Here is a 26444-nt window from a genome sequence, read left to right on the forward strand (position 1 = left end):
GATGAATGATCCATTTACTAACCTGAAGAGTTCAATGAAAAAATCAATTTTCAAGGATTTTTCTTTTTCCAATGAAAGAAAAAATGCGGTGAAAGAATCCATTCGTATGAGACAAGCCCAATCACAATTTCATTCGTGGAAGATGGAAACCATTATAGCGATATTAGAATCGGTTCAGCATGAATCAAAGGATGGCTACATGATTTCCACCCAACTTTTTCAAAAAAATGAACGTACTTTCCAAAAGAATGAAGGACAGCTTTATACACTTCTACATCTGTTAGAAAACAAAGATATTCTTACTACAAAATGGGAAAATGAAAAGAAATATTACTCCTTAAATTCCAAAGGGAAGAAATACTTAGCGTCCTATAATCAAGATAACTCAAAACAGGAGTTACGCCTTAAACACTTGCTAGAGGAGGCGTCATTATGAGTTCTCCCAAATTTGATGAATTTTTAAGTAAAGTAATGTCCAGAGTGAAATCAAAGGAAGCCCATAACAAGATAAAAAAAGAGCTTAACAATCATCTACAAGAGTTGAGCCAGTCTTACAAAAAGAGAGGATTTTCCCAGGTGGATGCAGATGAAAAGGCCATTCAAGCAATGGGAAATCCATTTACCATAGGAGAGAATTTAAATCCCCTCCATAAGCCAAAAATGGATTGGATTTTGATTGTTTTATTTGTGATTTTTGCTGGTATTAGTTTTCTCCCTTTAGTTGATGGGATCCCCAAATTTTCCCTATCAGGTACTTATTTTATGGGGAGACAGGCTATTTGGTACACTCTGGCTATTCTTGTAATCATCGGATCCCTTTTCTTTGATTACCAAAAATTAAAGAACCGGTGGATATACTTTTATGCGATTGGTCTATTGATCCATATATATCTTCATCTATTTGGAATTATGGCCAATGGAGCAAAGAAGTGGGTTTCCCTCCCAGGCCTGATGCTCGATGGAACAAAGATGAGCTTATTTTTCTTTTTTCTTGCTTGGGCTGGTATTTTTAACATAATAAATGAAATTCGTAGTTGGAAAAAACAAGGTTTACTTTTAGTTTTATTTTGGACTCCCATCTTGCTTTACATGATGGTGCCAGATTATATGGTTAGTATTATTTACTTCTTCTGCATCCTTGGGATGTTTTCTTTCGCTCGAATCCATAAGAAATTAGCTATAAATCTAGCCCTAACCAATCTATTGGCTGGTATTATTTTCTTTATTATATTCTACATGACCTCACGCCATAGTTATTTTTTTACTAGATTATCTGCTTTTATAAACCCTGCTGCCGATTCAAATGGAGCAGGATATATGTATACGGCGGTTAGGAAGGTCCTTTCAGAAGCGGGATGGTTCGGTAACGGACTTACCAACGAGTTTAATTTTCATTTGTTACCAGAAGCACATACAGATTTTGCTTTCCCCTACCTCGTCTATTCTTTTGGTTGGGCTTTCGGATTAGTTCTTTGTTTGATCCTGCTGATATTTATTTCACGGATTTCAAAAAATGCGTTTAAAACAAAGGACCTCTATGGGAGATTGATCGTAATTGGTGGTGCTACATTATTTGCGGTTCCTACTACCTGGAACATTTTGATGAGCTTTGGAGTCATGCCGATAATAGGAGTTTCTCTGCCTTTTATTAGTTATGGAGGCAGTGCGATACTTTTTTACGCTGCTGTTTTAGGACTCATTTTAAATGTTTATCGAAGAAAAGATCTTGTGGAACCCACGATTGCAGATGAAATTAAAAATTAAATACAAACATGTAAATGTTGATAAAAAGGGCGACAGCTAAAGTAATAGTTGTCGCCCTTCCCTTATTGAACTATCGGGTGCTTTTCTTAAAGAAGGAGAGGTGCTCTTTTTTGTTGAAGTATGTAAGCAGGATAGTTCATTAACCCATAAGAAAAGATAAAAATAAGGTGGTGAGAACCCAACCGTAGGGAAATTATTGACTTTCTAAGAATAAGTCCAAGAACAGTTAATGAAATTGTTGAATTTTCAAAGTTAAGCCAACCTGGTGTTTCGAAACACCTAAAAGTCCTGAGGGAAGCAGGTTTAGTTAAAAGTATTAAAGAATCTCAAAAACATATTTACCATTTACAGGGACATCCTTTAAAAGAAATTGATAACTGGCTTGAGCCATATCGAAAGTATTGGTCAGAAAAATTGGATGCACTTGAACAATTATTAAATGAGGAGGAATAAAAATGTTAGCTGTACTAGAAAAAGTTGAAGGTGGTCACCTTGCTCGATACGATCGTCCACTAAAACATTCAGTAGAAAAGGTATGGGCTGCTATCACTCAAAATGAAAAGTTAGGTAAGTGGATGCCTAATCTTCAAGTAGTAGACCTTAGGAATGGTGGTACTATTAAATTTAATATGAATGATGGAACAGGAAAATCCTTTGACATTAAAATAAGGGATTTTAAAGAAAATGAAGTTCTTGAATACGAATGGGGTGATGGTTGGGTACGTTTTGAGTTACATCCTAAACCAGAAGGTTGTTTATTAGTTTTAAAAGAATTTATCAGTACAATAAATGATCATACTTCGAAAGATTTGGCTGGATGGCATGTTTGCCTTGATGTATTGATTGACTTATTAATGGGATATTATCACGCAGAATTTCCTAAAGAAAATTGGGAGAACTGGTATTCAAAATACGTTGTTTCTGTTAATAATTTAAGTAATTAAACAAATTTCTTATTGGTTTGGTGCTAGAGTTTAATAAAGGGTCGCTCGGAAGATCTTTTGATGTTCCACTTTAGTGCAGTTTTGATTAAGAAATATTTAAATTAGGGCGAGCAGTCAATATTATTCTGTTGACCGCCTCTAATAATTTTTTATAACTACAAAAAATTAAATGCAAATACACAGTCAATTTTAATCATGGCTTTTTTTGCTCAATCTACTACACTATTTGGTTATAATCAATTTAAGGAAATGGCTGAAAAAACGACAGGTGGTAAATTACCTGATAATATGGTTTGAACAATATTTCCAAAGGAGAAAATGGGACAACTATTATTTCAGCGGTATGGGAAACAAAAGAGAAGGCTGAGGAATTTTTTAAGAACATACCTGGAGAACAAAAACCAAAACTTTATCCAATTCATGAGTTCAAACAAGTTTAAGTATCCCGTTTACTCAATTATCATCTTGGAAGAAAAAGCACATTAAAAAGAAAGTACACTGTTTAGTGTGCTTTTTATTTTTGGTTTTGGAACAGAAAAGTAATTTTCATTTTGGTAAACTAAATAGGTGAGTTAACGATAGATCGGGGCTGTCATTATGACAGCTCTTCTTACTTAGCTAACGAGAATTTAGATAAAAAGGACAAAAAAAACGAAATAAGCGAACCAAAATTGTTTAATCGCACAATCTTGGTTCGCCTATTACTAATGGTTGTCTTCCTCTACAAATCATTTAAGTTCTGAAAGCTTTTCCTCCCAATAATGTTCAAAAAAGGACAGCCAATCTTGTATATTAACTAATGGTTCTGGTATAAGTATATACTGGGTTTCACGTCCTACCTTTCGACTTGGGGGAGCAGATTTAGTCTTTGCTGGTGATACTCACGGGGGAATGATAGAGAGACCTTTTATCGGTGGAGTCTTTTCAACAGAGGAATTATTCCCTGAATATGATGGTGGGGTGTTCCAAAAAGGAAATTCTATAATGGTAGAAAGTAGAGGTTTAGGGAACAATCCCATCCCACTTAGAATAAATAATCTACCAGAAATTGTTGAAATTTCCTTACGAAGGAGATAGATGCATTTAACTTTAATGCTTAACATTGTGAAGAAATACACTTAAATAATAGGGGGCTTTAGTTAAACAACAAATAACACCGTTGTTGTAGTAAATGAGGCCATTTGTTGTACAAAAAAGGATAGATGAATACAGGTTTTTAATCCTGTTTATCTATCCTCTTTTTTTCTTTATTAAATGTGTGACATTATATTGGGTTTATTTAATTATAAATGAGTTTAAACATTTTCTTGACTTTTAATAAAAGACTCATACTGCGCAATAAATAGTATCATTAAATGATATTGTGAAAGAATGCACTTAACGGGTAATTACAATATCCCTAATAATATATATTTTCTCTATTTAATTTGTTTGTCCATACAATTATTAATCCTTTTCATATCTTAAAATATACCAAAAAGATTGGAGGTGACTACTATTGATTAGTCATAAAAACTTAGAAAGCCATTTTCAAAGAGGAAGCATTGAAGGTTTTCAACGCAAGGATAAAGAAAAAAGGAAAGAAAAAGGTAAAGGTAAAGTTGTTCCCAGATGCCGTGAACTGGCTTTTGTAACGAATACTGGTACTCTTGAAAACCTAGGTAATACGGTCTCTGTTATTGATACAAAAAAAGATAAAGTGATTGATACAATTACTGTAGGAAATGGTCCTGTTGGGGTAGCAATCACTCCTAACGGAACTAGAGTTTATGTCGTAAATTCTGCAGACGATACGGTATCAGTTATAGATACTAGCAGTAATAAAGTCGTTGCTACAATTACAGTTGGGGATCTTCCTCTTTTAGTTGCGATCACTTCTGATGGAACAAGGGCTTATGTGGGAAATGCTGAAGAATCTACTGTTTCAGTTATCGATACAAGTAGCAATACTGTTACGGCAGTCATACCCGTTGGATTTTTTCCATTTGGAATAGCCATTGGTAACTCTCCTTTTGGAACTAGGGCTTATGTAGCGATTACAGTAGAGGGTGTTGTTGCTGTCATTGATGCAAACCCAAATTCGCCTACGTACAATACGGTTATTGCAAACATTCCAGTAGGAGTTGCACCTATTGAAGTTGCTATTACACCGGATGGAACGACTGTTTACGTAACAAATGCAGGTGATAATTCTGTTTCAGCTATTGATACTGGGACCAATTCGGTCACTAGCATACCTGTTGGTGCAGGACCAGCTGGTGTAGGAATTGGAAACACACCTTTTGGAATGAGAGCATTTGTAACCAATTCAGAAGGTGATACAATATCTATTATTGACGCTGATCCCAATTCTCCTACTTTCAATCAAGTAGTGGATACGATTAGTAAAAACGTTGGGGACTCACCAAGTGATGCTGCTTTTACAGCCGATGGAAGAAAAGGTTATGTACCGAATAACTTGGATGAAACTGTTTCAGTAATCGATTCGTCAACTAATAAAATCATCAAATCTATAAAAGTGGGTAATGTTCCTAATATAGTAGCCGTGGGACGAGTTTGCAAATTAGAATGCTCTCACTGTTGTGAAGATGATGATAAATTTGATGATTAGGCAGAAATTGGAGTCGATTTAGTGATCGGTTCTTTTTTAAGTTTAAAAAATCCCTACTTTCATAATCCTGTTCTGTTGAATAAGAAAGATCAAAATACTATTCAATAGATTAATGTGATGTTCAACAATTGGGCGCGTTGGTGAAAGATCAAAAGCCTAATTATCGAGGTGAAAAGGATGAAAAATTTTAATACCAGACTTATCCAAATCCATTGGGACGGGCCATATTATTTAAAGGGCTTATACAAGTATGACGGGACGGGACAATAATTTAAGTTATAACTATTTAGCCTTTCGAAATGAAGGGCTATTTTTTGTTCTAATTTTAGGTATAGGTTTTACTGCGTTTATTCGAAGTTAGGGCTTTAGTTCTAGGGTACGCTTTTAGGGATGAGAAAAAAATATTAAATAAAGGCGAATCTAAACTTTATTATCTGAAATTTAGATTCGCCTTTATTGAACCAAGAGGAGTTTATTTTTATTTTTTCACAAAAGTTTGTTCAGGTCTTACAGGGGTCACGATAGAAATGCGCTGATTTTTCTAAAATATCATCAACTAACTAAATTAATTAAAACAATATATGATTAGGAGAATAATAAAAAATTAACATGCAAGGGAGATGTGATTTAAAGTTTTCCTTGAACCATATTATTTATTATTCCTTTCATTAGCAAGCGATTCTCGGTCACTTGCTAATGGAGGCTGCTCTAACCATCCATTTTTTATCATTATGTTCGCTCCGTCATCAGCAAAGTGTAAAAGTTCTAAAATGAGTCGTAAGTATTTAGCACCTAGATCTCTTCTTGCATTGACACTCAAAGCAGCACCATAATATGAAAGGGTTAATTGTGCAGACAATTGAATTTGATACATCATATATTTATCTGAAAAGGTCACAGAGGTAGAGTTTGTGATCATTGATTGCCAGGAAATAGGTGAATTTAATTTATCTTCCTTAAATACCGATTCAAATATATTTATATGTTTATTGGCAATGTCAAGTCCCCTCGTGAAATGTTGACGAACCTCTTTTGATTGAGCTACTTGGATGAATCCCACTTTTAAAGCAGCATGTAAATGCATTTTCAACATATTGAAAGAAATATCTCCAATTTCGATGGCATTCAGTGGACGACGATCTCCTAACCATCCAGTTAAAAAACTTTGGTGCTTTACAAAATCGATCGATTCGGGTGGTGTTATAATAGGAGGTCGAGTAAAAAGTCCTTTTGAAAGCATTAAATCAATGGATTGATCAAAAAGCTCCATCGTTTCGGACATACAGGTTATGAAATACTTCCGTATGTCAGAACGAATAGAATTACTAACAGATAAAGCATACCCAGTCATTCCTTGCAAAGTCATGATATAAATATAATTTAGGTAGAAAGGGTCTTGAAAAAGACGTGGTGCGTGAATGTTTACGTCGTCTTTTTCTGTAAACCCACGTGGAATAGGGTGATTTTCTTTTAACAAAAATACTGTAATTTCTTCGACATGCTTTTTGGATATTTCAAGGGAAGTTTGGTAGATCGATTTGACTTCGTAATCTTCGATATGTTCGAGTGCATAACGAAAGAAACAAATGGACATTGTATCAAAAATGTATTGTGTCCAAAGGCTTGCAATTTCCGGAGCGCTTAATCGAATTGGGCTATTTGTCTCCAAGGTTCATCCTCCGATTTACGAAATTATTTAGTATTTTTATTGTTTTCTTAGAGAATAAAAAGTATGTAACAAGTTAGAAAATCCAACAATCACAAGATTTTAAAAAAGGTTGATTTCTAAAATAATTATTTTATATTGAACTATTAGTATGTAAAAGCGGTTTCATAAATCGGCAGGCAAGACCTGGATTAGCTGGGATATAATTATTTATATTCCCACCTGATCCAGGTCTTTTTTGTTGGCTTCTGTCCTTTGTTGATAAAAAAAGAAAGCGGTGATTTCAATGAACTACATATTGGGTGAAAAAAACCTTTTACTAAAGTACATTGTTCAAGTGTAGGGGATTACTTTAACAATGAAGAAAACACACTTGAATTTTATGTGGATCTTCATTCAGTTGAAATCTTTGTGAATAAGGGAGAAAAAGTCGCAACATTTACGGCATATGAAAAAGAAAAAGGAACAAGCATTGTCCTTTCAGGAAAGGAACCCATTTAAAAGAAGTTCGTTATGAGGCGTTTAGTTCTTAATAATCGAAATAAAACACACAGTTCACACATAGTTTCTAGATAAATCTGTAAACTACAATGTTTTTAAATATAATCAACCAAAAGACCATCAAACGATTAAAATGTTTCATGGTCTTTTATCTTTATTGCTGTAAATGATATTTTTTAATTTTAAGATAAAGCGTATTTCGACTGATTTTTAGGATCGTAGCGGCCTTACTAATATTCCAGCTTACATAATCCAACGTTCTTCGAATCACCTCTTTCTCTGAATGAACCAGAGAGGTAAGAGGATCCTTTTCTTCCTGTAGCGACGGTTTATCCTGCTCGTATTCGATTTCAAAATCCAAGTCCTCCGCTTGAATCTCATTTCCATCAGCTAGAAACGAGGCCTGCATGAGAACACTGTTCAGCTCTCTCACATTTCCAGGCCAATGATACGAAAGTAGCTTCTCTTTTGCCTCTTTTGAAAGAGGTAAAGAAGGATAATCTAAATTGTTCAATAAGTGATTGGATAATTCTATAAGGTCTGCACGCTCGCGGAGAGGAGGGAGTGTCATCACCACACCTTTCAGTCGATAATACAAGTCTTCTCGAAAACGTCCGGCTTCTATTTCTTTTCTCAGGTTTTTATGTGTAGCACAAATCACTCTTGTATTGATGGGTAGGGGTTTAATTCCACCTACACGGGTGACTGATTTTTCCTGTAAAACTCTTAACAAAACTGCTTGTGCCTTTAGAGACATGTCACCAATTTCATCAAGAAAGAGGGTCCCACCATTCGCTGCCTCAAATTTCCCAATCCCTCCTTCACGATTGGCGCCGGTAAATGCTCCCTTTTCGTAACCAAACAATTCGCTTTCAATGAGGTTCTCTGGTATGGCGCTACAATTAACCGCAATAAAAGGCTGATCTCCTCTTGGTCCAGACGTATGTAAAGACTGTGCAACTAGCTCTTTTCCTGTCCCACTTTCTCCATATATGATAATTGGAAAATCGGTTAGTGCGGCTTTTTTTACGATCCCTCTGATTTCATCCATCTTTGGGCATGAACCTACAATATCCTTAATGGTATATAGAGGTTGTGGAGTCAATTTCTTATTCGTAGGTGTATTTAAGGCCAATATGGATCGATATTGTTTACGTGTTGGATCAGAAACCACTTTTGTCGGATAACCCTTTGTATTGTGAAATTCTTTTCCCAAACAGTCATCACCTAGTACTTTACGTGCGGACTGATTGGCACGGATGATCCTTTGGTCATCATCGAGTGAAAGAAGGGGGACATTTGCAAAGTTAGCAGTTGCTTCAAGCTCTTTGATGGTCAAAACCTTTTCATTTTTCGCCGTGTCTAAAAGCAAGCCATTTTGAATAAAAGTCGCCATGATGTTGGTTAAGGAGAAAATAAATGGATGATACATTTCCTTTCGTGCACTGATATTAACGGCACCAATTAGCTCACCCGTTGGGGAATAAACAGGGCTGGCCGCACAGGTAAGGAATTGATTTTTCACATAGAAGTGGTGATCCGCATGAGTGATAATGGGTTCTTTTGTATAGATGGCAAGCCCCATCGCATTGGTTCCTTTGTTTTCTTCAGACCAATTGGAACCTATGGATAAAACATCAACAGAACTGGGTACATCCAATTGCCCTACTTTATGAATGATGGTTCCGTTCCGATCCACAAGGGTGATCACTAGACCAGAATAGTAGTTGGGAAAGAGTGTGTTAATAGCAGAAGAGGCATGGTTGATTAACTGTTCATTTTCTTTAATCAGATCACTCAAAGCCTTACCAGTCAGAATAGAGTCCTCAAAAGGATCGGTTGGTGAGAGGCCGAAATCATGACAACGCTTCCAAGATTGACTTATGAGATTATACTTATCGAAAAGAACTTCCGAAACCATATGACGATTATTACCTCCTTTTCACATTAAGGCCTTTCAGTCTTTGTCCATATTATACTATTATTTCAATATTCAGGAAAAGGTAAAAAGTCATTTGTCTTAAAATAGGACACCCTTTGCTCATTTATTGAACACGCTTTTACCAGGGGTTATACAGAAGCGCTTACATCATAGCCTTTTAGAGTTGGCATAAAAATTGCAATGATATGGTTGTAAATAAAATTTCATAACAAAAGGGGAGGATTTTCACATGAGGGGAAATAGAGCAGTAGCTTACATGGGTGCAGGTAAAGTAGAGGTAATGGATATTGGTTATCCCGATTTAGTTTTAAGAGATGGACCTGGAGTCAATCCTTTAAACGTAGGACGTAAATGTGAACACGGTGTTATCTTGAAGGTAGTAACAACAAATATTTGTGGAAGTGACCAACATATGGTGAGAGGGAGAACGACTGCTCCCGAAGGACTTGTGCTTGGGCATGAAATAACGGGAGAAGTCATTGAAGTGGGTCGAGATGTGGAATTTATCAAAAAAGGGGATCTTGTGTCTGTCCCGTTTAATATTGCGTGTGGACGATGCAGAAGCTGTAAAGAGCGCAACACACATATATGTGAAAATGTAAATCCTGATCGTCCTGGTTCAGCGTATGGTTATGTAGATATGGGAGGCTGGGTAGGCGGTCAGTCTGAATATGTAATGGTACCCTATGCCGATTTCCAATTATTGAAATTTCCAGATAAAGATCAAGCGATGGAAAAAATTAGAGATTTAACGATGCTATCTGATATTTTTCCAACAGGTTATCATGGGTCAGTAAGTGCAGGGGTTAAGCCAGGAGCTACTGTTTATATTGCGGGAGCAGGTCCTGTTGGGCTAGCAGCTGCCCATTCGGCACAACTATTAGGGGCTGCTGCCGTTATTGTAGGGGACTTAAATGAAGAAAGGCTTGCCCAAGCAAGAAGCTTTGGTTGTGAAACCGTCAATCTACGTAATCACCCTGATTTGGGAGAGCAAATTGATCAAATTCTAGGCAGCCCTGAGGTTGACTGTGCAGTAGATTGCGTAGGCTTTGAAGCCTCTGCACATGGTGCAAATGCGACAGAAGCGCCGGCGACTGTTTTAAACTCCATTATGCAGGTCACTCGTGCCGGGGGACGACTGGGGATTCCAGGTCTATATGTAACAGGAGATCCAGGTGGAGTGGATGAGGATGCAAGAATTGGTACATTGAGAGTTCGTTTAGGATTAGGGTGGGCGAAGGCGCATACATTTGTTACAGGTCAAACACCAGTCATGCAATACCACCGTGACTTAATGCAAGCGATCTTAAGTGGAAAAGCTCAGATTGCAAAAGCGGTGAATGCAACGGTTATCTCCTTAGATGAAGCGCCAAGGGGCTATGCAGAGTTTGATAAAGGGGCTTCAAGAAAATATGTCATTGACCCTCATGGACTTGTGAAATAATGGTGACTGCTAATGGAGACACCCAGCCTGTTCAAACGTTGTTTTGGTGAAGGTATCGGTACGGCTTTATTAGTTCTTATTGGTCCAGGTACAGCCGCTTTTAATGGAATGATTACGGCTAATAACAACGCCTCTACCACATTGGCTGATATTGGAGTGATAAGCTTTGCCTTCGCGATTATTGTTATGGCAATGATCTACTCGATAGGAAGATTAACGGGTTGTCACATTAACCCAGCTGTCACAATCGCACTAGCATCAACAGGTCATTTTCCATGGAAAGAGGTAGGACCCTATCTACTTGCACAATGTGTGGGTGGTACCATTGGGGCGTTTGGAATTGTAAGCGTTTTAGGCATGGATGGAGTATGGTTAGGTAATTTAGGAGCTACTGTACTAGCACCATCTACCGGATACATTCAGGGGATCTTTATCGAAGCCATTGCAGCGTTCATCCTTATGTTTGTCATTATGGGAATGGCAGTAGACTCCAGGGCCCCAAAGGATTGGGGTGGGCTTGTGATCGGTTTAACGGTTGGAGGGATCATCATGATGACCGCCGGTTCTACGGGAGCATCATTTAATCCTGCAAGAACCTTCGGACCATATGTTGTCGATAGTTTACTCGGCGGTAATATCAACTGGATTCAATTCCCTGTCTATGTAATCGGTCCAATCATAGGGGCTGTTGCAGCGGCGGTACTTTATAAGTATTTGACTAGTTCGGAAGAGTTACCGTTAATAAAGGAACACTCTCAGAAAGAAATAGTAAAATAGCGTAAGGATGAAAACTAGGGGATTTACTTCCTAGTTTTTTTCTTTTTATTTTGTATGTCTAACTGGTTTAAGTTTAATAGTGTTTCCATTTTGAAGTCACAACTTTTTTCGATTGCCGTGTCTTAGAAAAAGCAAGTGATCTTTGATTTTCTCCCTACAAATTTGACAATCAAGTGAAATATGTCTTAACAGTGAGTTATATCACACCTACTTTTACGGATCGTTGGTAAAGTGAAATCATTATTGAATAACTATGTAAGGTCACCTAATGATTAGAAGGTAGGGGAAAGAAAAATGAGTATGTTTTGTTATCAATGTCAAGAAACAGCAAATGGAACGGGCTGTACAATTGCCGGTATTTGTGGAAAAAAAGATGATTTAGCGAATATGCAAGATTTATTGGTTTATGTAGTGAAGGGTCTGGGGATTGTTCATACAGAAGCTAGAGAACTAGGATTGAAGCATAGTAAAGTAGATGAGTTTATTGTAAATAGTCTTTTTATGACGATTACCAATGCCAACTGGGATAAGAATGATTTTTATAATAAAGTTAGAGAGGGTCTGAATATTCGAGAGGAGATTAAGTCATCGATTGAAAAGGCTGACTCACAACTAGCTAATAATAGCGATTTTGTTACCTGGTATGGTGAGACTACTCTGGAGTTTGAAAACAAAGCCGCTTCACAAGAGGTAAGCATTCTTGCCACAAGAGATGAAGATATTCGCTCGTTAAGGGAACTAATTACATATGGTCTAAAAGGATTGGCTGCATACCTTCAGCATGCCGCACATTTAGGCTATAAAGAGGACTCTCTCTATGCTTTTATGCAAAAAACACTATCGCAGATAACAGATGATACATTAACATTGGACGAATTGATTGCCCTTTCTATGGAAGTTGGGAAGTATGGAGTACATGGGATGGAATTATTAGATACCGCAAATACTTCCACTTATGGACATCCAGAGGTAACAAAAGTAAACATCGGTGTTGGAAAAAATCCAGGAATTTTAATAAGCGGACATGACCTGAAAGATATTGAACAATTATTAAAGCAAACTGAGGGCACGGGTGTGGATGTGTATACACATAGTGAAATGCTCGTCGCCAATTATTATCCAGCATTTAAAAAATATGATCACTTTGTAGGTAACTACGGAAATGCTTGGTGGGAACAAAAACGTGAATTTGAAAGCTTTAATGGTCCCATTCTAATGACAACCAACTGTATTGTACCGCCCAAAGCTTCCTACAAAGATAGAATGTATACAACTGGAGCAACAGGAGTAGAAGGTGTTACTTATATACCGGAGAAAGAAGATGGAACAAAAGACTTCTCAGTGATTATTGAGCATGCGAAACAATGTGAGCCTCCTATTGAAATTGAGACGGGTGAAATTATTGGAGGATTTGCACATAATCAAGTCGCTCAAGTGGCTGATCAAGTAGTCGATGCAATAAAGAATGGAGATATTAAACGATTCTTTGTTATGGCAGGCTGTGATGGACGCCATAAGAGTAGAACGTATTATAAAGAGTTTGCTGAAGAGCTTTCTAACGATACCATCATCCTAACAGCTGGTTGTGCAAAATATAGATACAATAAGCTAGATTTGGGTGATATCAATGGTATTCCAAGAGTACTTGATGCTGGTCAATGTAATGATTCTTATTCACTTGTCATGACCGCATTAAAACTAAAGGATGCCCTTGGCTTGGAAAGTATTAATGACCTACCATTGTCTTATAATATCGCATGGTATGAGCAAAAGGCCGTCATTGTATTCCTATCACTTCTCTATCTAGGGGTGAAGAATATTCATGTTGGTCCTACATTACCAGCATTCCTATCACCCAATGTAACAAACTTCTTGGTAGAAAACTTTGGTGTAGGAAGCATTACGAATACAACGGATGATATTGATATGTTTATGAATGTGGTAGCAATCTAACTTTTAGTAACTCAATTCCCATTAAGTGACGGTTCTTAAGATTCACTGAAAATGATAAAAATAAAAGTGGGAAAACATGAATGATCGATGTTTTCCCACTTTTCCTATCTTCTATTTGAGTTACATATAATCATAAACTGAATCATCAAAATAGAGCCAGTGGTAATATTCAATCTGTGAATCTGTCATTTTGGAAATTTCTTTCTCATTGAATTTTTGTAGCTCAATTAATTTCTGCACTTTTGTATTTCTTTCAACTTGGCTCATTTTAAATCCTCCCTGTAATATGAGAAGTAACTATGTATTTGAATGTTGTTGAAAACGTTTTCTTTTCTTGTTTTTATTATACATCTAAATATTAGATTAAACCAATATCAAATTTAGATTGTTTTTTAGAAAATAATATAGAAGTATTATTTATCTACTTACTTTGAAGATGATAAAAGGGTTTGGAGTTATTTCAAAAAGTTGAACTAGGGAGAATTAGGGCAAAGGAAGTTGTAGTATCAAAAAAGTCACGCAAATGAGTTGACAAAAAGTACGTACATATAATAGAATTATCTCAAGTTAAAGATATTCGGTTTCGAAATAAAAGGAAAATATTATTTTTTAAATATATATCTTGAAACCGAGATAAGTGAAGTAGAGGGATAATTACTGTGTATGTTGCATAATAAAATTTATTACATCATGTCACAACTTATAAGGAGGTGAAAGTAGGAAATGGGATTTTTAGATAAATTATTTGGAAAAAAACAAGAGGAGGAAGAAATTATGACAAAATTAAACATTGGGATTATTTTAGGTTCTACTCGTGAAGGTCGTGTAAGTCCACAAGTAGGTGCATGGGTAAAAGAAATTGCTGACAAACGTGGCGACGCTAACTATACCATTATTGATATTGCTGATTACAAATTACCATTACTTGGTGAAGCTGGGGCAGATGCTTCAGGAGCAGCTGCTTGGTCAGAAAGAATCGCTAAACAAGATGGATTTGTATTTATTGTTCAAGAATACAATCACTCTATTACTGGAGCACTTAAAAATGCATTAGACTATCTACGTGTAGAGTGGAACAATAAGGCAGCTGGAATCGTTTCTTACGGTTCAGTAGGTGGAGCTCGTGCGGCTGAACATTTACGAGGTATTTTAGGTGAATTATTAGTGGCTGACGTTCGTGTGCATCCAGCCCTATCGCTATTCACTGATTTTGAGAATGGAACAGTCTTTAAACCACAGGCCGTTCAAGAGGATTCTGTCAATCAAATGCTAGACCAATTAATTCCTTGGTCAAAAGCATTATTCACCATTCGATAATTTACTTGGAAATCTAACTGTAGTGCCAAATATGTACATGGGTATATTTTATACCCATGTACATATTGCCATTATAAAAGCAGTATGAAGGTTGAGTAAAAATTTTAAAAGGCTTGTTCTTTATATAAAGAGTGATGTGTTGAGTCTATTCTCACACTTTTTTTTTGTGAAATCCGATAATAACCTATTTTTAACCTCTATGATTTGGTCCAATCCCCGAGTTTAACGAGATCAAAACTCGAGATATATTTAAGCAACTTTGATTAGAAAAAGTTTATGAAATTTTTTAAATATTAAGTTGACAATTTTAGTAAACCTTGTTAAATTATAATTCATAGTTAACCAATCGGAATAATGTAGGTACAATCAGACCACTGAAGGCCTTGTAAATGTTGACATCACTAGGATGAGACATTGCAGGGCCTTTTTTTTACCAAAACAGACAAAGGGGGCAGGCTTATGCAAAGACAAAGGAAAGGTTCGTTGGATGGTATGTCGCAACCAAGGCTCAACACTTTACTAACCAATCACTATTTAAATCTCCCTGAGCTCCATTTCTTTCAAAGATGCCAGGATCAATATCGTATTAATCGAGGGGTATACAATGTCATTGACGAATGGTTTTTCAATCAGGGAATTGTTCATGTAGGGTACAGACGGATTTTTATCCTATCCTTTTTGGACTTCGTATCTGAAGTAAACATGGAAGGGGCATCTAGTAAGTTTGTTAAATTTGGTCATGGAGGCTTATTGAAAAAACTAAATGAATTCAATAGCCATTATTTAAATCCTGATGAAGAACCTCATCATTTGTATATAGTAAAGAATTAAAAACCATCATTTTAAGTAGGTATAGTTGTGAATGTTTCCAGCCTTAGAACGATCCTAGGGATCAACCGTGGCAATTTGAAAAACTAAATAACCGATCGTATAAACGAAGGCCTATCTTTTTCCAACAAAAGGTGGGCCTTTTTATATATTCAAAACCAAATTCTTAATAAGGGAGACGAGTATATGACTAACCAAACCAAACAAATGAATTTAGGAGCCTTTTTTATGCTTCCGGGTCACCATGTAGCTGCCTGGAGACATCCGGAAAGCCACACCAGTGATATTCTGTCTTTTGATCTTTATCGAAAGCTTGCTGAAACAGCTGAGCGAGGAAAATTCGACATGATTTTCTTTGCAGATGGATATGCGGTACATGACCGTAATGGAATCGGAATTGAACAAACCGTTAACGTAAGGCCCGACCCAGTGACCTTACTGGCTGCTTTAGCCGTAGCAACCAAGCATATCGGGTTGGCGGCAACAGCCTCCACCACCTATAATGAGCCTTTTCATCTGGCGAGAAAGTTTGCGACGATTGATCATCTTAGCAATGGACGCGCAGGGTGGAATGTGGTGACATCCTCCAGTGAAGAAGAGGCGCTAAATTTTAGTAAGGAACATCATTTGGAACATAATGTCCGGTACGAACGTGCGGAGGAATTTGTCGAAGTGGCTAAGAAGCTTTGGGACAGCTGGGAAGACGATGCTGTATTAATCAATAAAGAAGCAGCGAAATTTGCTGATTCTAACCGTGTGCACCACGTAAATCATAAGGGGAATTGGTTCTCGATCAAGGGGCCATTAAATATATCGAGACCTGTTCAGGGCCATCCCGTCATTATTCAAGCTGGCTCGTCGGAAGCGGGGAAAGAGTTGGCAGCCAAGACGGCGGAAGTGATATTTACAGCTTGGCAAACGATTGGTGAGGCTCAGGCCTTTTATCGAGATGTAAAAGGACGATTACAGAAATATGGACGAACGGAAGAGTCTTTGAAAATCATGCCTGGTGTGTTCCCAGTGATTGGACTGACTGAAAAGGAAGCGGAGGAAAAGAAGCAACATTTAGTTGAACTCATTCCTGAACAAGTAGGCGTTGGGTTATTATCAGCCTTAATTAGCTATGATTTGTCGGGCTATCCAATCGATAAACCTCTGCCAGATTTACCGAACATTAAGGACATCAACGGAGCGAAAACAAGATTTCAGCTAATCAAGGATTTAGGAGATCGGGAAGGACTAACGATTCGCCAGCTCTATCAGCGAGTGGCAGGAGCCAGAGGTCACCGTGAGATTAAGGGAACACCCATTCAAATTGCCGATCAGCTGCAAGAATGGTTTGAGAATGGTGCTGCCGACGGATTTAACATCATGCCGCCATACCTTCCTGGAGGACTAGACGATTTTGTCAACTTAGTCATACCAGAATTACAAAACCGTGGACTCTTTCGTGAGGAATATACGGGTCAAACCTTACGCGATCACCTTGGACTCTCAAGACCGGTAAACTTTTTTGAAACAATTAAAGCCTAAACAAAAATCGTCTCTATCGATCTACCATTTCCTAGAAAGAGAACCACAAAATCCTTCATGGAGTATCGCCATTTGGTGCTAAGTGAATTTGAAAAAGTCGAAGAGTTAGAGCTCGTAGATCGTGCTGGAATATAGGGGGATAAACCATGAGTAACCAAACCGTGATTTCATTGGAAGAAGTAAACACTTCCAAGCCAAGTATTTTTAATAGGAAAAGAAAAACAGGAAATCTTCGCCTAATTCTAAAAGGGTTTATTTTACCCGCAATCATCGTTATCGTTTGGGAGCTTTCAGGAGCATTGGGACTGATTTCGCCGACACTTTTACCAAGACCGAGTGTGATTTTCACCACCTTCGTGGATCTTATCCTGACGGGAGATTTAATCGGCCATTTCCAAATTAGTCTATTAAGGGCGATTGGTGGTTTCATATTAGGGGGAACACTTGGACTGCTTCTCGGATTAGCAGTAGGGTTTAAACAAAATATTGAACAAACAGTAGATCCAATGATTCAAATGCTTCGAACGGTTCCGACCTTGGCCGTTATCCCCTTATTTATTTTATGGTTTGGATTCGGCGAGGTCTCTAAAATTCTACTAATTGCTAAGGGGGCTTTTTTTCCTCTCTATGTAAATACATTTCTAGGGATTAGAGGTGTAGATTCAAAGTTGTTTGATGTGGCAAAGGTATTGGAATTTAGTCGTTGGAAACAAATTACCCATTTGATTTTACCAGCAGCACTGCCGAACATTCTATTAGGCCTGCGATTATCATTAGGAGTGGCCTGGCTGGCATTGGTGGCTGCAGAATTGATGGGATCAAGCCAAGGAGTGGGGTATCTCATTACGGATGCAAGGCAATTCTCAAAGACAGACATTGTATTCGTTGGGATTATCATCTTTGCTGTATTTGGTAAGGTTTCTGATTCGTTAGTAAAAATATTCGAAAGAAAGTTATTAAAATGGCAGGATAATTTCCAGGGGTAAACTTGAAATTTAAATCCGACTAAACTTATAAAATTTGGGGGTATTCTAATGTCAAAGAAACTAGTGAAAATCTATAGCTTCCTACTAGTATTATCGTTCATATTCATAACCGCCTGCGCCACGTCTTCTTCTAATTCAGAAACCGGGTCCAAACAATCAAAAAATGAGGAGATCGTCGTGAATATTGGCGTTCAGGGCAAAATTGGTATCCTATCCTATGCCCAAACACACCAATACTTTGAGAAGGCTTTTGAAAAGGAAGGTGTAAAAGTAGTATGGAATGAGTTTGCTAGCGGACCGCCGCATTTTGAGGCCTTAGCATCCGGACGATTAGATTTTGGGTCTGTTGGGGGAACACCTGTCATTGCCGGTCAGTCTGGAAATGTAGATTTTAAGGCAATTGGTGTTTTGAGTGATGGTAAAAAAGGTAATTCTATTGTCATCCCGAAAGGAAGTTCTATTAAAGAATTAAAAGACTTAAAAGGGAAGAAAATTGGGGTAGCAAAAGGCAGTAGTGCCTACAATTTCTTATACATGGCACTTGATCGAGCGGGTTTAACGGATAAAGACATTGAGGTTATTCAGCTACAGCCCGATGAAGCACGACCCGCGTTAGACAACGGCTCTATTGATGCGTGGTCCGTTTGGGAACCTTACGTAACGACGGCTTTATTTCAGACCGGTGCAAAAGTGTTGGTGTCAGGGGAAGACTTAAACATCAATGCCCCTAGCTTTTTAATTGCGAGAACAAAATTCACAAAGGACCACCCTGAATTAACGGTGTTATTTTTGAAAACATACGAACAAGTCCGTCGAGACTACGTACAAAATTTGGATCAAGTAGCAAAAGATTTGGCAGAAGCCCAAAAGGTGGACGTGAAAATCATTGAAACGGTGCTTAAGAAAAGCGAACCGATCTTATCTCCAACAACCGACGAATTTGCAAAAGCACACCAAGAGCAAGCCGACTTCTTGTATTCAGTTGGAGGTATTGATCGTAAGCTGGATACTTCAAAGGTAATCGAAAACAAATTTGTCGAGGAAGCATTGAAAGATTTTCAATAAGAATAGTTGAAAAAGAAACGGCATGCCTATTTAATAGGGATGTCGTTTTTGGTTGAAGTGAATTCGATAACCTTTTTGATTATCGCTAAAAGAGGGAGACTCTTGCATAGAATGACGAGTACATACAGAGAGAAACAACAGCGACTGTAACAAAACCAAATTTTAAAAACACAAGAGTAATATTTTATAAATCAAGTAGGAATTTAATCTGTTAATATTTAAAATAATAAAAAAATTAGTAATAGTGGAATTGTTAAAAGAACAAAGGAAGATTTTAAAACAAAGTTTTCAGAAATTTCTATACTATCTAGTTAAGGGGGAACATGCTTGGCGGAGATCTTGATTGTTGATAATGATATCGAAGCAAGAAAAGAGCTTTGTGAGTTAGTGAGAGAAAGTAAGTACAGCTATTTAACAACCTATGAAGCGAGTACCGCTCAAAGAGGATTATTACTTCTCAAACAAAATCAACCTAGTGCCCTTATCATCGATCTTTCTTTACCTGAAATGAATGGCATGAATTTTGGAAGGGCGGCTTTGGAGCTTTATCCTAATCTTCCTATTATTATTGTCACTCAGTTAAAAATGTTTGATTTAGCACAGGAAGCAATGAATTCCGGTTTTTCCTCTTATTTATTGAAACCGCTTACTAAAAATGAGTTGATTCATACCTTTGATCGCGTGTTACCAAAAGGGATCAGTAAGGAAGTCACCCAAAGCATGAATCCAGTAAACCGATTGGATTCCAATGATTTGAAGAATCCGATTGAAAGTGCGATCCAGTTTATTCAATCGAATTATGGTGAGCCACTCTCCTTAAAGGGAATTTCCGATCAAGTTTATTTAAGTCCCTCCTATTTTAGTAAACTCTTTAAGGAAGAAACGGGGATGACCTTTGTAGAATACTTGTCTTTCGTCAGAGTGCAAAAGGCCAAAGGGATGCTAAGACTGTCTGCTCTCCCTATAGATATTATTGCTCACAATACAGGTTTTTCTAATCAAAGCTATTTTTCAACATCGTTCAAAAAGATCGTTGGGAAAACACCAAGTGAATACAGGGACCAATTTCATTGGGAGTATCACAAGGAAGTCAAAGTTTAGGAGGTGGTCAATTGATTTCAATACATAAAGAAATAAAGAGATGTCAACAAAATCAACTGAGGGGTGTTCTCGGTACGATCATTTCAACAGAAGGTTCTACCTATCAAAAGCCAGGGGCTAGATGCTTCATTTCCAGTGATGGAACCTTAACTGGCCTCCTAAGTGGGGGCTGTGTAGAAAGTGATCTTATCGAACATGCGTATAAGGTTCTAGAAAGCGGAGTTCCACAAACCCTCCATTATAATTTCCAAGATGAGGGAGACATTGTTTGGGGGCTTGGACTTGGCTGTAATGGAAAAATGAATATATTACTTGAACCCTATGAACCTGAGATGAACCCAGCTTCTCATATCATAGAAAAGTTTTTTACCACTTCCTTAACCAAACAAATAGGGCAGCTGATCGTTGTAGAGGCGAATAAGCCTCATTTGATTGGGAAGCGATGGCTGCTTGATCCTCAAAAGGACCAAGAAGAGTTACTGAATATCGAATATCCTGAGATTTCTACTTATTTTTTACAAAATAACATTCCATTAAAACCTGGAGTTACCTTCGTGGGTGGAGAGCATCAACTTCATATCTATAGCGAAATCACGACTCCACCTCCTAACTTAACCATATTTGGTGCTGGCCCTGATGCTATTCCGCTTGTTCGAATAGCCAAACAATTACATTGGTATGTCACCTTGGTCGATCATAGAGCTGCCTATGCAAACTCTTCTCTATTTCCAGAAGCAGACGAGATTATCGTCTATTGCAATGATCAATACCCACCGGTTACGATCACAAGTCAATCCTACGTTGTGTTAATGACCCATCATTTCTTACAAGATCAAATGATTTTAGAAGGATTGTATCAATCGGATGCTGCTTATATTGGTTTACTTGGTCCGAGAAAAAGAACCGAGGAACTGATTTCAACCAGTCAGAAGCTGAATACTATTGATGATTTTTCAAACATCCATAGTCCGATTGGGCTTGATATTGGTTCAAAAACACCAGAAGAAATCGCCTTAAGTATCTTAGCAGAAATCACGTTGGTTCACCGCGAGGGATCTGGATTAAAGCTCACCGAATTAAAGGGAAGTCTATCGTTCTCCCCAAAAAGGGGTGTGATGAATTATTGAAGCTCAACATCAAGTATGGGGAGTGATCCTAGCTGCTGGCTTTTCCAGAAGAATGGGAACGGCAAAAATGCTACTACCTTATAGAGGGAAATCGATTCTTCAACATGTGATTGATCAGGGGTTAGGCTCTTCATTATCTGGCATATCCGTTGTCATTAATCCGGATGTCCCTGGACTTTATCAAGATGTGTCTGTCACGGGAGTGAATCAGATTTTAATCAATGATCAAGCTTCAGATGGGATGTCCTCGTCTTTCAAGCTAGGCTTACGTTCCATACCGAATCATATAAAGGCCGTCGTATTTTTATTAGGAGATCAGCCCCTTCTTACGTCTGATGAGATTAATAAGGTGATCAAGGATTACTATTGGCAAAAAGACAGACCATTAATCGTGCAAGCTTCCTATCAAGGGGAAAAGGGACATCCTGTCTTATTTGATCGGAAACTGTTTCCATATCTTTTCGATGCAAAAGGGGATGAAGGTGGTCGTTCGGTTTTGAAAAAATTTCAAAAAGATGTGTTTTATTCAGAAATGGGGAAAAAGCAAATCCAAGATATTGATACGTTAGTAGACTATGAACATTTACTTCGGGAGGAGGTCGTGTAATGGAAAAAGTCATAGGTAAAGCGGTTACGAGAGTAGAGGATACTAGACTCTTAACCGGACAAGGAAAGTATATTGATGATATTGGAACACCTGCCAACACTGCCCATATTGCCATTTTAAGAAGTACGTACCCACATGCCAAAATCATCTCCATTGATACCTCAGAAGCGTTGAATCTACGTGGTGTGAAGGGGATTGTCACGGGAAAAGATATTCTGCCATTTGTTCAACCCTTTAGCGTGGGTGTAAGTGCTCCAGTTAAGTACTATCCGATGGCGATTGATAAGGTGCGCTATGTGGGTGAACCGGTCGCAGTCGTGGTGGCGAAAAATCGTTATATTGCAGAGGATGCATTGGAAAAAATTAAGGTCGTCTATGAATCTCTTACACCCATTGTAGATATAGAGAAATCGTTAGAGGAGGATGCTCCACTTCTTCATGAACATATCGGTTCTAATATTGCGAACCATCGAACCTTTCACTACGGAAAGGTGGATGAAGCCTTTGAAGAGGCTGATCGCATTATTAAACACAAGTTTCACTTTCCGAAATATTCCGCCACACCCGTAGAAACCTATGGAATGATTGCGCAATATGAGGAGAGTTCCAATCAATATACGATTCATGCCAATTTTCATGGCCCCTTCGTCATTCAATCGGTCATGGCGGGTGCCTTAAAAATACCTAGTAATCGATTAAGAATTATTGTTCCGAAAGACATTGGCGGCAGTTATGGGATTAAGGCTGGAACTTATCCATATATGGTTTTATGTGCCGTTGTTAGTAGAATGGTCGGCTGTCCTGTGAAATGGATTGAGGACCGCCAAGAGCATTTATCTGCTAGTTCGAGTGGAACGGACCGTGTCACTTATATAGAGGCAGCCGTCAAAGAAGATGGGAAGGTACTAGGGTTGAAAATGAAGTTAATTGATAACGTAGGGGCTTATATTCGAGCACCTGAGCCCGCATGCTTGTATAGAACGCATGCCAATTCAACCGGTGCCTATGATATTCCTAATTTGATGATTGATGCTTACGCCATTATGACCAACAAGCTACCAACAGGGCTGATTCGAGGGTATGGGGGCCAAGAATTATATTTTCCACTAGAGCGAATCATGCAGGAAATTGCCCATCAATTACAGCTGGATCCTGCTGATGTGCTCAGAAGAAATTTAATTAAAAAGGAGCAATTCCCTTATCAAACAGCCTCTGGCGGTATGTATGATAGCGGAGATTATGAAAAGGGCTTTGAGCTTGCCTTAGAAATGGGAAACTACAAGGAAATTGAACAGAAAAGAGAAGACGCGAGACAAAGAGGAAAATTATTTGGTGTCGGCTTAGCCTGTATTGTTGAACCGTCAGGCTCGAACATGGGGTATATCACCATTGCCCTTACACCGGAGGAGAGAGCTTCCTCTTTACCGAAGTCAGGCTGTGCCGAAGCAGCGACGATCTCCATGGATCCGATGGGCTGTGTGAATGTTCGCATCAGTACCACGCCTTCTGGGCAAGGTCATGAAACGGTTACTGCCCAAATTGTCTCAGACGTATTAGGAATACCAAGAGAACAAATTAATGTCGTCGCTGAGCTGGACACCTCAACGAGTGCCTGGTCGATTGCTTCAGGCAGCTATTCCAGTCGATTTGCGTCTCTAGGGTCTAGTGCGGTATTTTACGCCGCGCATAAAGTAAGAAAAAAATTAATCAAAATCGCGGCATATCATCTACAAGCTGACGAGAATGACTTAACCATTGAAAACGGATCCATCGTTTCAAAAAAAGATCCTTCCATCAAATATTCATTGAAAAGAGCAGCAGGCTCTGCCCATTGGAATCCTCTCTCTCTACCAGATGGCATGGAACCGGGAATTTATGAAACCTACTATTATACCGCAAAGGTCGCAGAGCCACCGGATGAAAATGACTTAGTGAACTCATCGGTTACCTATGGTTTCGTTGCAGATATGGTGACCGTTGAAGTTGATCCTGATACTGGTGAAGTTCAGATTATCGATTATTTTACCGTTCACGATGCTGGGAAACTATTAAATCCGTTAATTGTAGATGGTCAAATATACGGGGGACTCGTTCATGGGCTGGGAGGAGCCATGTATGAAGAGCTTGCCTATGATGACAAAGGTCAATTTTTAACCGGGTCCTTTATGGATTATTTATGCCCAACTGCACCAGAAATTCCAAACATCACCATTAAACATATCGAAACTCCATCGCCTCTTACTCCACTAGGAGCAAAGGGATTGGGAGAAGGAAATACGATGAGTGCACCAGCGGTTATTGCCAATGCCGTTAATGATGCGTTAAAGCTGTATGGAGTGATGATTGATACTTTACCTTTAAGTCCGAATCGGATTTGGAATCTATTAAATAAGGCGAAAGAAAAGAGAGGGGCGAATCAAGTATGAATGGAGAAGGAAGCTTAACGCTTGAAGCAGGATTGGAACAATCATGGGCTATTCTACTAGATCCAAATGTTTTGCAAAAATGTATTATGGGCTGCAATAAACTAACGCAAGTCGAGGAAAACAAATATAAGGCGGAGTTAGCGATTGGAATTGCAGCGGTTAAAGGAAAATATGAATCTACTATCGAAATCGCCGATATTGAAAATCTAAAGAGTTATAAGTTGATTGTGAAGGGGGAAGGGGGACCAGGAAATGTGGAAGCAACTGGTGTCATTCATCTGGAGCACCAAGACGAAAATCAAACCTTACTGTCGTATACGTATGAAGCAGAAGTTGGCGGAAAGGTCGCGATGGTCGGTCAACGAATGTTGAGCGGGGTGGCCAAACTGATTATTCAAGACTTTTTCAAGAAGTTTGGGAAAGAGTTAAAGAACATCGAAAAAAGTGCTTGATGAAATGAAAGGAGGGATGATAGGGATTGAAACCAGCTCAATTTGACTACTATTGTCCAAAAACCGTAGATGAAGCACTTACTTTATTAGAAGAATCTGGTTTTGATGGAAAAATCATTGCAGGAGGCCAGAGTCTTGTTCCCATCATGAATATGAGGCTGTCTACCCCTGATTGTTTAATCGATATTAATCGCTTGCAGGATTTAGACTTTATCGATTACGAGGAAGGACTTGTAAAAATCGGAACTTTAACACGACAAAATCGGGTGGAGACATCGGATCTCATCCGTCAGCACATTGGTTTATTGAGTGAAGCGGTTCCATTCATCGGCCATGTCCAGACCCGGAATCGTGGAACCATTGGTGGTAGTTTGGTTCATGCAGATCCTACCGCCGAAATCCCTCTGGCTTTAATGACCATGGGTGGTTCCGTTCATATCGCATCCACGGATGAAGTGAGAACCGTAAATGCGGAGGATTTTTTTGTCACCTACTTAACAACCGATGTGATGCCTACGGAACTTTTAACGGAGATTCACATTCCAATTTGGGAAGGAAGAGTGGGTTATTCCTTTCAAGAAATCTCGCGCAGGCACGGGGATTTTGCTTTAGTTGCCTCTGCCTGTCAATTAAGCGTGGATGATCAAAATCGTATTTCAGATGCTCGATTGGTTCTTGGGGGTGTCGAATCGGTTCCTTTATTAGTGACAGAGGCGAATGAGCTTTTACATGGCGAAAGATTAACGGATTCGCTTCTAGACAAAGTGGCATCCATTGTTTCAAAAGTGATTGAGCCTGAATCCGATCTCCACGCTTCAGCGGACTATCGGAGGCATATAGCTCAATCATTGGCCAAACGAACGTTACAAGAGGCGTATGTAAAAGCAGGGAGGTGATGACTATGACAGTTCATGAAGTAGAAGTAAAAATTAACGGAAAAACATACAAAGAAGAAGTTGAATCCCGAATGCTGCTAAGTGACTTCTTGCGAGAAACCTGTGGATTGACCGGAACACATGTAGGTTGTGAACATGGTGTTTGTGGAGCCTGTACGGTCATTGTGAATGATTCGGCTGTTAGAAGCTGTTTAATGTTTGCTGTTCAAGTCGATGGCCAAGAGATGCAAACCGTGGAAGGATTAGCACAGAACGGCCAGCTCAATCCTTTACAAAAGAACTTTGTCGAATGCCATGGATTACAATGTGGATTTTGTACACCTGGAATTTTAATGTCCACTACAGATTATTTGAAGAAACATTCAACTCCTTGTAAAAAAGATATTCAAGACATGCTTTCTGGGCATCTTTGCCGATGTACTGGTTATGACGGCATTGTAAAAGCGATAGAAAAAACGGTAGAGGATCAAAAAGTAAACATCTAAAGGTATAGAAGGGAGTTGC

At 38.4% G+C, this 26444-nt stretch carries 24 protein-coding genes and 3 pseudogenes; 24 read left to right on the forward strand and 3 right to left on the reverse strand.

Annotated elements, in window-relative coordinates:
- Position 1: 1 nt before the first annotated feature.
- The 7 genes and pseudogenes from M3175_RS10175 to M3175_RS10210 all read left to right on the forward strand — a co-directional run bounded on the left by M3175_RS10175 (position 2) and on the right by M3175_RS10210 (position 5319).
- A complete protein-coding gene (locus tag M3175_RS10175; protein WP_251518552.1) occupies positions 2–436 on the forward strand; it encodes a PadR family transcriptional regulator in 435 nt (144 codons plus the stop codon).
- The gene (locus M3175_RS10180) at positions 433–1764 is read left to right on the forward strand and encodes an FtsW/RodA/SpoVE family cell cycle protein (protein WP_251518554.1); all 1332 of its coding nucleotides are present in this window, start codon (positions 433–435) and stop codon (positions 1762–1764) included. Before M3175_RS10175 ends, M3175_RS10180 begins: the two co-directional genes overlap by 4 nt.
- 186 nt (positions 1765–1950) lie before the next feature.
- A pseudogene (locus tag M3175_RS10185) lies at positions 1951–2217 on the forward strand (ArsR/SmtB family transcription factor); the annotation flags it as partial.
- Positions 2218–2219: 2 nt separating this feature from the next.
- Positions 2220–2708 carry an SRPBCC family protein gene (locus M3175_RS10190; RefSeq protein ID WP_251518556.1) on the forward strand — a complete coding sequence of 163 codons (489 nt, stop codon included), beginning with the start codon at positions 2220–2222 and terminating at the stop codon, positions 2706–2708.
- Between the two features lie 293 nt (positions 2709–3001).
- On the forward strand, positions 3002–3148 hold the full coding sequence (locus M3175_RS10195) for a hypothetical protein (protein WP_251518558.1): 147 nt from the start codon (positions 3002–3004) through the stop codon (positions 3146–3148).
- 451 nt (positions 3149–3599) lie between these two features.
- Positions 3600–3785, forward strand: coding sequence for a metallophosphoesterase family protein (locus M3175_RS10205; protein WP_251518560.1), 186 nt, complete (start codon positions 3600–3602; stop codon positions 3783–3785).
- A gap of 421 nt (positions 3786–4206) precedes the next feature.
- Positions 4207–5319, forward strand: coding sequence for a beta-propeller fold lactonase family protein (locus M3175_RS10210; RefSeq protein WP_251518562.1), 1113 nt, complete (start codon positions 4207–4209; stop codon positions 5317–5319).
- Between the two features lie 649 nt (positions 5320–5968).
- Here the strand turns inward: M3175_RS10210 and M3175_RS10215 are convergent.
- A complete protein-coding gene (locus M3175_RS10215; RefSeq protein ID WP_251518564.1) occupies positions 5969–6988 on the reverse strand; it encodes a DUF3231 family protein in 1020 nt (339 codons plus the stop codon).
- 354 nt (positions 6989–7342) lie between these two features.
- Here M3175_RS10215 and M3175_RS10220 point away from each other — a divergent pair.
- Positions 7343–7486: pseudogene (locus M3175_RS10220) on the forward strand (GH32 C-terminal domain-containing protein); the annotation flags it as partial.
- A gap of 154 nt (positions 7487–7640) precedes the next feature.
- Here M3175_RS10220 and M3175_RS10225 read toward each other — a convergent pair.
- A complete protein-coding gene (locus tag M3175_RS10225) occupies positions 7641–9407 on the reverse strand; it encodes a sigma-54-dependent Fis family transcriptional regulator (RefSeq protein ID WP_251518568.1) in 1767 nt (588 codons plus the stop codon).
- 250 nt (positions 9408–9657) lie between these two features.
- On the opposite strand from M3175_RS10225, the gene fdhA reads away from it, so the two are divergent.
- From fdhA to hcp, 3 genes are all read left to right on the forward strand, one after another.
- Positions 9658–10872, forward strand: a complete 1215-nt coding sequence (gene fdhA, locus M3175_RS10230; protein ID WP_251518570.1) for a formaldehyde dehydrogenase, glutathione-independent — start codon at positions 9658–9660, stop codon at positions 10870–10872.
- Between the two features lie 12 nt (positions 10873–10884).
- Entirely contained in the window at positions 10885–11649 is a 765-nt protein-coding gene (locus tag M3175_RS10235; protein WP_251518572.1) for an MIP/aquaporin family protein, read from the forward strand.
- A 300-nt stretch (positions 11650–11949) separates the two neighbouring features.
- A complete protein-coding gene (gene hcp, locus M3175_RS10240) occupies positions 11950–13602 on the forward strand; it encodes a hydroxylamine reductase (protein WP_251518650.1) in 1653 nt (550 codons plus the stop codon).
- A 120-nt stretch (positions 13603–13722) separates the two neighbouring features.
- Here hcp and M3175_RS10245 read toward each other — a convergent pair whose 3' ends face one another.
- Positions 13723–13869: a BH0509 family protein gene (locus tag M3175_RS10245; protein WP_160547780.1), complete on the reverse strand. Its 147-nt coding sequence runs from the start codon at positions 13867–13869 to the stop codon at positions 13723–13725.
- A 456-nt stretch (positions 13870–14325) separates the two neighbouring features.
- Here M3175_RS10245 and M3175_RS10250 point away from each other — a divergent pair, with 456 nt between their 5' ends.
- The 13 genes and pseudogenes from M3175_RS10250 to M3175_RS10310 all read left to right on the forward strand — a co-directional run bounded on the left by M3175_RS10250 (position 14326) and on the right by M3175_RS10310 (position 26425).
- Entirely contained in the window at positions 14326–14919 is a 594-nt protein-coding gene (locus M3175_RS10250; RefSeq protein WP_251518574.1) for an NADPH-dependent FMN reductase, read from the forward strand.
- 459 nt (positions 14920–15378) lie between these two features.
- Complete coding sequence (locus tag M3175_RS10255; RefSeq protein ID WP_251518576.1) at positions 15379–15750, forward strand: hypothetical protein; 372 nt, start codon at positions 15379–15381, stop codon at positions 15748–15750.
- A gap of 183 nt (positions 15751–15933) precedes the next feature.
- Positions 15934–17280: an LLM class flavin-dependent oxidoreductase gene (locus M3175_RS10260; protein ID WP_251518584.1), complete on the forward strand. Its 1347-nt coding sequence runs from the start codon at positions 15934–15936 to the stop codon at positions 17278–17280.
- 6 nt (positions 17281–17286) lie between these two features.
- Positions 17287–17415 (forward strand): annotated as a pseudogene (locus M3175_RS10265) (ABC transporter ATP-binding protein); the annotation flags it as partial.
- Between the two features lie 11 nt (positions 17416–17426).
- The gene (locus M3175_RS10270) at positions 17427–18266 is read left to right on the forward strand and encodes an ABC transporter permease (protein WP_251518586.1); all 840 of its coding nucleotides are present in this window, start codon (positions 17427–17429) and stop codon (positions 18264–18266) included.
- A 48-nt stretch (positions 18267–18314) separates the two neighbouring features.
- The gene (locus tag M3175_RS10275; protein WP_251518591.1) at positions 18315–19331 is read left to right on the forward strand and encodes an aliphatic sulfonate ABC transporter substrate-binding protein; all 1017 of its coding nucleotides are present in this window, start codon (positions 18315–18317) and stop codon (positions 19329–19331) included.
- Between the two features lie 327 nt (positions 19332–19658).
- Positions 19659–20432 (forward strand): response regulator transcription factor, encoded by a 774-nt coding sequence (locus M3175_RS10280; protein ID WP_251518592.1) that lies wholly within the window; start codon positions 19659–19661, stop codon positions 20430–20432.
- Between the two features lie 11 nt (positions 20433–20443).
- A complete protein-coding gene (locus tag M3175_RS10285) occupies positions 20444–21559 on the forward strand; it encodes an XdhC family protein (RefSeq protein WP_251518593.1) in 1116 nt (371 codons plus the stop codon).
- A 22-nt stretch (positions 21560–21581) separates the two neighbouring features.
- Positions 21582–22166: a nucleotidyltransferase family protein gene (locus M3175_RS10290; RefSeq protein WP_371321677.1), complete on the forward strand. Its 585-nt coding sequence runs from the start codon at positions 21582–21584 to the stop codon at positions 22164–22166.
- Positions 22166–24592 carry a xanthine dehydrogenase family protein molybdopterin-binding subunit gene (locus M3175_RS10295; protein ID WP_251518595.1) on the forward strand — a complete coding sequence of 809 codons (2427 nt, stop codon included), beginning with the start codon at positions 22166–22168 and terminating at the stop codon, positions 24590–24592. Before M3175_RS10290 ends, M3175_RS10295 begins: the two co-directional genes overlap by 1 nt.
- Positions 24589–25044 carry an SRPBCC family protein gene (locus tag M3175_RS10300; RefSeq protein ID WP_251518596.1) on the forward strand — a complete coding sequence of 152 codons (456 nt, stop codon included), beginning with the start codon at positions 24589–24591 and terminating at the stop codon, positions 25042–25044. The genes M3175_RS10295 and M3175_RS10300 overlap by 4 nt, the downstream gene beginning before the upstream one ends.
- Positions 25045–25070: 26 nt before the next feature.
- Complete coding sequence (locus M3175_RS10305) at positions 25071–25940, forward strand: FAD binding domain-containing protein (RefSeq protein WP_251518597.1); 870 nt, start codon at positions 25071–25073, stop codon at positions 25938–25940.
- Between the two features lie 5 nt (positions 25941–25945).
- On the forward strand, positions 25946–26425 hold the full coding sequence (locus M3175_RS10310) for a (2Fe-2S)-binding protein (protein ID WP_251518598.1): 480 nt from the start codon (positions 25946–25948) through the stop codon (positions 26423–26425).
- Positions 26426–26444: the final 19 nt, after the last annotated feature.

The organism is Robertmurraya korlensis, assembly GCF_023715225.1.
Taxonomy (GTDB): Bacteria; Bacillota; Bacilli; order Bacillales; family Cytobacillaceae; genus Robertmurraya_A.